This is a genomic window from Halosimplex amylolyticum, from assembly GCF_051414035.1.
Classification (GTDB): Archaea; Halobacteriota; Halobacteria; order Halobacteriales; family Haloarculaceae; genus Halosimplex; species Halosimplex amylolyticum.
Window position 1 is genome coordinate 1 of record NZ_JBLKNW010000019.1, and the last position, 7,214, is coordinate 7,214.

Annotated in this window: 9 protein-coding genes; 3 read left to right on the plus strand and 6 right to left on the minus strand. The window is 53.8% G+C overall.

What is annotated here, in order from left to right:
* The first annotated feature begins 43 nt into the window (after positions 1-43).
* The 3 genes from ACMGFE_RS25975 to ACMGFE_RS25985 all read left to right on the plus strand — a co-directional run bounded on the left by ACMGFE_RS25975 (position 44) and on the right by ACMGFE_RS25985 (position 2,617).
* Positions 44-337 (plus strand): winged helix-turn-helix domain-containing protein, encoded by a 294-nt coding sequence (locus ACMGFE_RS25975; protein ID WP_436928174.1) that lies wholly within the window; start codon positions 44-46, stop codon positions 335-337.
* A gap of 65 nt (positions 338-402) precedes the next feature.
* Complete coding sequence (locus tag ACMGFE_RS25980) at positions 403-1,584, plus strand: hypothetical protein (protein WP_436928175.1); 1,182 nt, start codon at positions 403-405, stop codon at positions 1,582-1,584.
* A 286-nt stretch (positions 1,585-1,870) separates the two neighbouring features.
* The gene (locus tag ACMGFE_RS25985) at positions 1,871-2,617 is read left to right on the plus strand and encodes a hypothetical protein (protein ID WP_436928176.1); all 747 of its coding nucleotides are present in this window, start codon (positions 1,871-1,873) and stop codon (positions 2,615-2,617) included.
* A 582-nt stretch (positions 2,618-3,199) separates the two neighbouring features.
* Here the strand turns inward: ACMGFE_RS25985 and ACMGFE_RS25990 are convergent.
* The 6 genes from ACMGFE_RS25990 to ACMGFE_RS26015 form a co-directional block, all read right to left on the minus strand.
* The gene (locus tag ACMGFE_RS25990) at positions 3,200-3,571 is read right to left on the minus strand and encodes a hypothetical protein (protein ID WP_436928177.1); all 372 of its coding nucleotides are present in this window, start codon (positions 3,569-3,571) and stop codon (positions 3,200-3,202) included.
* A gap of 375 nt (positions 3,572-3,946) precedes the next feature.
* The gene (locus ACMGFE_RS25995) at positions 3,947-5,587 is read right to left on the minus strand and encodes a DUF7845 domain-containing protein (RefSeq protein ID WP_436928178.1); all 1,641 of its coding nucleotides are present in this window, start codon (positions 5,585-5,587) and stop codon (positions 3,947-3,949) included.
* A gap of 2 nt (positions 5,588-5,589) precedes the next feature.
* Positions 5,590-5,733 (minus strand): hypothetical protein, encoded by a 144-nt coding sequence (locus tag ACMGFE_RS26000; protein WP_274324086.1) that lies wholly within the window; start codon positions 5,731-5,733, stop codon positions 5,590-5,592.
* The gene (locus ACMGFE_RS26005; protein ID WP_436928179.1) at positions 5,730-6,599 is read right to left on the minus strand and encodes a deazapurine DNA modification protein DpdA family protein; all 870 of its coding nucleotides are present in this window, start codon (positions 6,597-6,599) and stop codon (positions 5,730-5,732) included. The genes ACMGFE_RS26000 and ACMGFE_RS26005 overlap by 4 nt, the downstream gene beginning before the upstream one ends.
* On the minus strand, positions 6,596-6,796 hold the full coding sequence (locus tag ACMGFE_RS26010) for a sigma factor-like helix-turn-helix DNA-binding protein (protein ID WP_436928180.1): 201 nt from the start codon (positions 6,794-6,796) through the stop codon (positions 6,596-6,598). Before ACMGFE_RS26010 ends, ACMGFE_RS26005 begins: the two co-directional genes overlap by 4 nt.
* Positions 6,793-7,029 (minus strand): hypothetical protein, encoded by a 237-nt coding sequence (locus tag ACMGFE_RS26015; protein ID WP_436928181.1) that lies wholly within the window; start codon positions 7,027-7,029, stop codon positions 6,793-6,795. Before ACMGFE_RS26015 ends, ACMGFE_RS26010 begins: the two co-directional genes overlap by 4 nt.
* Between the last annotated feature and the right edge of the window lie 185 nt (positions 7,030-7,214).

The window sequence follows — 7,214 nt, forward strand, 5'->3', positions numbered from 1 at the left end:
TAGATGCACAAAGTGTACTCAAAGTCCTGGCACCGGATAAACTATGAGTGATACATCAGATAATGAAGGCGAGATGCATCGAGAGGTCGAGTGGCTGAAGCCCTCTGATAGGGTTATAGTCGCCGAACTCGCAGAATATGGGGGGTGGATGAAGCCGTCCTCTCTCGCACTGAATATCTCCTATACTCGCCGTCACATTGCTCGGAGGTGCCAGGTCCTTTCAGAAAAAGGTCTAATTGACCGTCACGAAGACACCGCTGGGTATCGTATCACTGACTTCGGAGAACAGTTCCTAAACGACAACCTCTCACCCGAGGATCTGGCCAACAGTCAGTAGTGGGACCATCTATAGGATGTATCACATCAAAATGACCACATCACAGTCTGCCACACCCGCCCATAATGTCTAACCGTGACTCTTCCTCGAATGAGAATCGAGTAGAGATTGCACTTGAAGAAGCTAGAGCTCGGATTCGGAGGCAATTGTTCGAAAATAGAAGGTATCAGAGACAAGCGTCTCTATTTCTTAGAATTTCTATTGCAACACTCGGTGTAGTCGTCGCATTCACCCAAACGATCAATTTCGAACCTATAATAAACTATATCTCAGAAAACCTCACAATTTCCCAGAATGTCCAGTCTATTAGTAGTGATACCGCCGGAATTGCAGCCTTCGGTGAACTTGTAGTAGGGATCGAGTTAATTTTATTAATATTATTTATCTGCCTGTTTTTCATAGAGTTGATTCGAACCGTTGTTTTCGCATATAATGCTGCATATCCAGAAAAATTCCATGAAGGGCCTAATTACGTGATCTCGGAATTCAACTCATTTGATCCAGCCGTGTCGTTTGAGATCACGTCTTTGTCGGAGTACCGAGAAGTAATCAGAGAGAATGACCGAATACTATCTCGCAACAGAGAATATCTTCAGAAATGCTTTGATGGGGTGAAAGTTAGTATTTTGTGCGCTGTTTCATCCGCATTGATTATATCATCTCTCGTAATTTCAATAGGAATCCTCAATCTCGTTTTTACGTTACTGGTCTTCATGCTTCTATTTCCGATATTCAGCAATCTGGACTTTCATGAGAATTATTACGAATACGTCGTTCCAGACAAACGAACAATTATCCCGGTGTTTCTCTCAAGTCTTATGTTGATTCTTGTATTCATACTAGATGGGTCAGATACGCTGTTTCTACTCAGCATCTTGGTTTCATTAGTCAGTGTAATGGTACTTCTTGACATTCCCAATGAGAATCCATACGTTCCTCTTCTTCATTCTGCGATCCTCTTTGCAACCGGTGTTGGAATGATAATATTAGGTGAAATTGTGGGCGTTGACAACCCTCTAAACAAGGTTGGATTTTTCGATATTAGTCTTGCTGTATCCATTTCAGCCTTAGTCATCACACTCATATACACCGGATTCGGCGTTGCCGCTCTTCTTTATCAAATCATGTCCGAACTACACAGCTTTCTAATTGAGCGGCTACCAGACACAGTAATGGATAGAATTCCGAATATCCAAATTAGAAACCTCTTTGACGACTCAAAAAGCGAGGAGTCTGAACACCAGTAGTCCGGTTTGTTCGTTCACACGAGATTCTATTTGGATGATTGTATCTCCACTGGAGGCGGAATAGCTTATAAATGTGACCGAACAACTGGCTGGTGCCGCCCAAATCTTCGAGTTTCTGACTCATTACATGAAATTATGCACACGGCGCGAATTGCCTTGTGTGCATATCGCGTCGAACGTGATTCTTGACGCGCGACCGCAGGGGGTAAGATGGAGAGAACCTTGAGTTAGAGATGCAAGCACTACCCTTTATTGTAGGACAGACTGTTGAGGCAAGTAGTCCAGAATGTCTGATGAGTCTAATGGGGGTGAGGATCTCGTAATAATTGCTCAGGAAGAAATATCAGAAAGATATGATTGGTGGGATTACTGGGCAGCATCCTATAGAAGACCTTCAAGCCTATTCCGTCTCATTCTCGGCATCATTTTTGCAATAATCTCCGCGAATGTTGCTTCGGTCATCCTCTCAATTCAGTCTATTCTATTCGCTAATCCACTTTGGCTACTAACTGTGATTCTGACAGTATCTCTGTTGCTTAATTGGCTGTTTTTATCGCAGCTTTCCTCAGGAGCAGAAACGGTTGAAGAGGATGTGAGGGCAGACAAAGAGGAAGAAGAGAAAAGGTCAGAAAAGAAAGAAAGCAAACAGCATCAGACGGAGATCGCCGCCGCAGAGCCACATGAATCGAGTGAATCACAGCAACTGTCTTTATCAAATGTTCCTCTATGGGCAGAAATACAACGCTTACAGACACGACAAGAGGAGCTTGAAGAGGAAGTTTCAGAGAAGACTCGACGTGAAGCCGAATTAGAATCTGAAATCGAATCGCTAAACGAGAGGATTCAAGATCTGGAGAATGAAGTTGACAAAAATCGAGATTTCGTCGCACGAACCTACGAAATAGCGAATAGCGACAATAATAGATCAGAGCAGTCCACTGAGAAAGATACTTCAGGGGAAGACACAAGTGGGCACGACAATAATACACAGAATAGTAGCTCAGAAGAGAAGGAGCCTGAATACGAAAAATGACCCTTGAGAAATTTAGCAATAGTAAGGCTTCTTCAGTCTACTCTGAATATCTCAAGTCTGTTGTTCAGCTTACTATCGAATATATCGTGGCTGCAGCCATCGCGGTTATTTTTGCGGCTCAACTCTGGAGATCTGGATCATTTTCTGAATCAGAGATAATTCTGGTTTGGACTGCTCTTTCATTTTTATTATATTTATTCGGATTTGGTTCATTCGTAGCGTTCGATATACCCTTACGATTCATCCAGAAGCGACGGTACGACGACAATGATGAATAGCGTATCTTGTTGCCTGAATAATAATTTTCTCTAATAGTGAAACCCGAGATCTTTCGACAGAGAGCACCAATACGGAACAAAACAGGTAAGATCTCAGGCGGGCCATTATCTTAGCCGGTCCAGTGCTTTTCACTCGACCGATTAAAATCACTGGACGGCAACCGGATGTAAAGGTGGAAACGGAAACCCACCCCCTATAGTACATAGTGGACAATCCCTCACGCTCGCTCACCTTCAGGCGAGCGATGCACGGCATGGGCTGCGCATTGAGAACGGTCGGCGGAGTGTATATATAAGACGCGCGTTATTGGGAATCGCTCTCTTCCAATTCTGGACTAATCTTTTCCTTGCTAACTTTCGTAGAAACGCCCACTTTCACGGGTTCCGCAGTTACCACGACACGTATCCGGACAGCCGCTAATATTGCTAAGATAAGCACAGTGAACCAATACAATGGCTTGATCCACATGGGTAGAACAGAGAGTTGCCAATCAATTATAAAGATTAGAGCCGCTGTTGCGCCAAAGATGCCCCGGGATGCCTTTGAGAAGTTATTAACCTTCGATAGTACAGCGCCTACTTGAGGGTGATTTGCGGTAATCTGAAGTTCCCGATTCCGTATTGATACGCCACTTGGATAGGGAACGTAACTTTTCAGCCCATCAATTGTTGACATTATTCTGTAGTTGGAGCCCCATTGAAGAAATGATTACTGTTGGTGCTACTGTATCCCTCAAAGCCGTGGACTTATTTACAGAATCGGGGTCTGTTTCGGCCCGACTCTCTGAGATGCGGTGCGGTGTATTTTGATGATGTGGCCTTAGCCACACCCCTAAGTGGAAACGCGACCGCCCCGGTCGCGTTTCCGCTCGGGCGGTGGCTTCAGCCCATCGCCCATAGCCCATCGCGCCCGGCTCGACGTCCTGGATCTCGCCGGACACCCTGGGGTGAAACCCGCAACAGAGGCGAAAATACCCGGAAAATAGAGAGAATCGAGAGTGTCGCCACTACCCGCGAACCGGGACGTTCCCGGCCCGCGGGCAGGCGACCGCTACGCGAGTAGCCGCCAGGCGTCAACCCGGCAGTTCTCGCCGTCCGGTCGTGACCACTTCACCACCGCAGAGCGGAACCGCTCGGCGTCTTGCTTCGCGTCGGTCCACATCGAGAACGCGCGCTTCGCCAGAAAACTCGGTGAGGGGTCCGCGTCCGGGTCCAGTTCCCCGAAGCGAATTTTCATCCGCGCGTCGCCCTTGTCCCGATAGTCGATACCGTAGCGATCGCAGAAGGCCAGCAACGCGCTCGTGCGCTGGTCCAGCCCCCGCTCGGCCGCCTCCAGGGCCTTCGCCGTGGCCGAGGCGGCGTCTTTGACCGCCTCCTCGGCGCGCTGAACGGCATCGTGAACGAGTTCTGCCACGTAGGTCGACCGCAGGGAGACACTTCCATACTCGCGTTGCACGAGATCGTCCATCTCTCGAAGCGCTCGCCGCACGCTATCGACGTTGCGATCTTTCTCCTCGGCGATGTCCGCAGGGGCCACGTCGCCCCCGTCGGTGACCAGAACTTCGAGCGATTCCCACTGCACCGGCGACAGACCGTCTTTCACGTGCTTGAGGACCACCGACTCTTGTTCGTGGTGGATATGCGCCATGTCCAGCGTCGGCGGCTCCTCGAAGCCCTTAGAGACTTCCGCGTTGAAGTAGGCGTCTTCGACGAACGGCCCGCTCCCGTGGTCCGGAGCTACGTCCAGACCAGCGTCGATAAGCACCGCGTGGAGTACCCGGTCCAACTCGCGTTCGAGCTGTGCCAGCGCTTCCTCGTCAGCGCCGAGGGTATCATCCCACCGGCTCACCTGATAGGAGACACCGACCTTCGGGTGCGCCAGCGGGTCGTCCGGGTCCCTCGCCAGCGCCTCGCGGGAGTAGTAGTGCTTCACCTCCACGGGAAGTTCGTGCGAAGGGAACGCCTCACGGACGCGCTGTGGCCCGAGAGTTACCGTGTGGTAGTAGCCGGGGAGGTTCCGGCCGTGTTCGTCGTCGTCGTTCTGCACGATCTTGCGATAGCCCGTCCGGTCGTCTTCGAGTAAGTGCCCCATCGTTGCCACCGGGCCGTCTCTCGCGTGGACAGGGCCGCTCTCGTCTTTGTGGACCCGGACGTACCGCTCGGCGTCCTGGGTGTTGCTGAACTCCAGCGGGTCCTCGAAGTATCCCATCGAGATCCCGACCGCTTCGGCCGCGCGCTTCAGTAGGCGGGAGTACCGGAACGCGTTGATATTGCTCCCCTGGATACGGACGTTCACACCCTCGTCCATCTCCTCAGGAACGTCCATCTCGAAGCGTTGCCCGTCGTCGCTCTCGACTTCCATCCCCTGCCAGCGGGGTGCGAGGTGCGCGTTGAAGCTTTGCTCGCCGACCGGGTCCTCGTCGGACTCCCGAGCGACATGAAGCCGGAACTCGCGGATCTCGTCCAAGCGAAACTCGGTTCCCGTGGGCGTAGATGGGCCGGGGTGGACGATGCCGGAATCTTGATAATATAGCTTCACGTTCCACAACTCGCCGGCAACTTCAAAGCGGGCTTGCTGACTCCCACCGCCCGCTTTGACTTGCGAATCCGCCGCGAAGTACGGCATCAAGCCGTCTTCGGCGAACAGGAGATTCGCCGCGTACTCGTGCCACGCGGGCTCTATCGCGCGCACCTTCACCCCTCCTGTTCGGCTTCAGCGACGGCGCGCTGGACTCGCGCCTCGCTTTCTGCGACCGATTGTTGACCACTCCAGTCCCAACGAACGCGTTCGCCCGTCTCCACGTCGTAGAGGAGAGAGGCGCGGACGAACTCGCTCACGCGAATCCCTCCAGTGAGGACTGGCCCCGATCTCGGTTCTCATGGGACTGATACTCGGTGCCACCAACCGCGTCGTCCCACGCGGCGCGGTGGTCCAGGTAGAGCTTGAAGATGTATTCCCAGCGGGTCCACCCGGCAGGGCGTTGATACCGGTAGCAGTACGCCAGCGAGTCCGTTGAAGTGATCTCCTCGATGATGAACTCGCTGTCGTAACACCGCTTGTCCAGCCCGAACGCGTGCAGTTCTACGTCGGGGAGCACTTCGCGAACCGCCGCGACGATTTCCTCGCAGACTTCCACGTCGTCGCGGCCACACATCGTGCCGATGCCAACCCGGTCGGTCACCAGATCGTGGTCGCGGAGTTGCTGGGCGTGCCGTTGGTAGTCTTCCGGCTCCCAGCCCTGGACCACAGCGACCGGTTCGGCACTGATATTGAGGATGTCGTGAAGCTCCGCACACTCGATGTGAGCTTCCAGAGTCCGCTGTTGTTGCTCTCGAACGGACCAGCCGTGGAACTCCCGCACGTCGTCCTCGCAAACGTAATCGCGCCACGCGTACTTCGCGGGCTGGAGCGTCCCGATGGCTTGGAGATACAACTCGGTCGATTCGGGGTACTCCGCCAGCCCCTGGCCGCCGTTCTCGGGCGGGGCGAACATCGAGTAGGCGCCGGGATCGATGAACAGGTCGTAATCCCGCCAACGGGAGTCCCGACCGTTCAGCATGGTCTGATAGTTGACCATGATCCGCGAGGGACGCGGCCCCTCCAGCCAGCGCTGGGCGCGCGCCAGCATCTTCCGCGACGACCCGCTGGCTGCGCCGGCCCAAAACTCCTGAGAGGTACGCGCCCGATCTCCGTCGTCGGTCACGACCCTTCACCCCCGTTGAGACGGCGGCGAGCGCGGCGGAGTAGATTCCCTACGGTGCCGGCCGACCGACCGGTCTTGCGGGCGTACTCCCGCATCCCGTAACCGTCCTGTTCGACCGCCTCGTAGACTTCTCGCTCCGCATCCGAGAGCGCCGACAGGTCCTTCTCGTACTCGAAGAGAGACGACTGGTACCTCACCACCACTCACTCCCGAAGCACTCCGGATTGCCGCAGAGCTTGTAGTGTGGGTACGCCGCTACCGGAACGTCTGTGAAGTCCGCGTCACCGCGATAATCCGACTCAACGCACGCCGGTCGCGGCTCGTCACTGTCCGGGTCCGGGCGGTGGAGAGTGTCCGCGTACTGCGAGCGGTTCCGAACGGCCGTCTCAGGCACCTCACGGCCGTCCGCGTCGGGGTGTGAGCGGCTCACGCCGCACCACCTCCGGCTAATGACGCCCCCGGACGTGGCGGGTGCGCGGGAAGAGACCTGTTCGTATTATCGTTTCCGGCCCCGAACGCGAATCCGCGAAAACGGGAATATCCGGTAGTACGAGAACTGTACGGACAAGTCTCTCTCGTACAGTAATCGCCAGTTAAGGAAGTGGGCCAACGCGG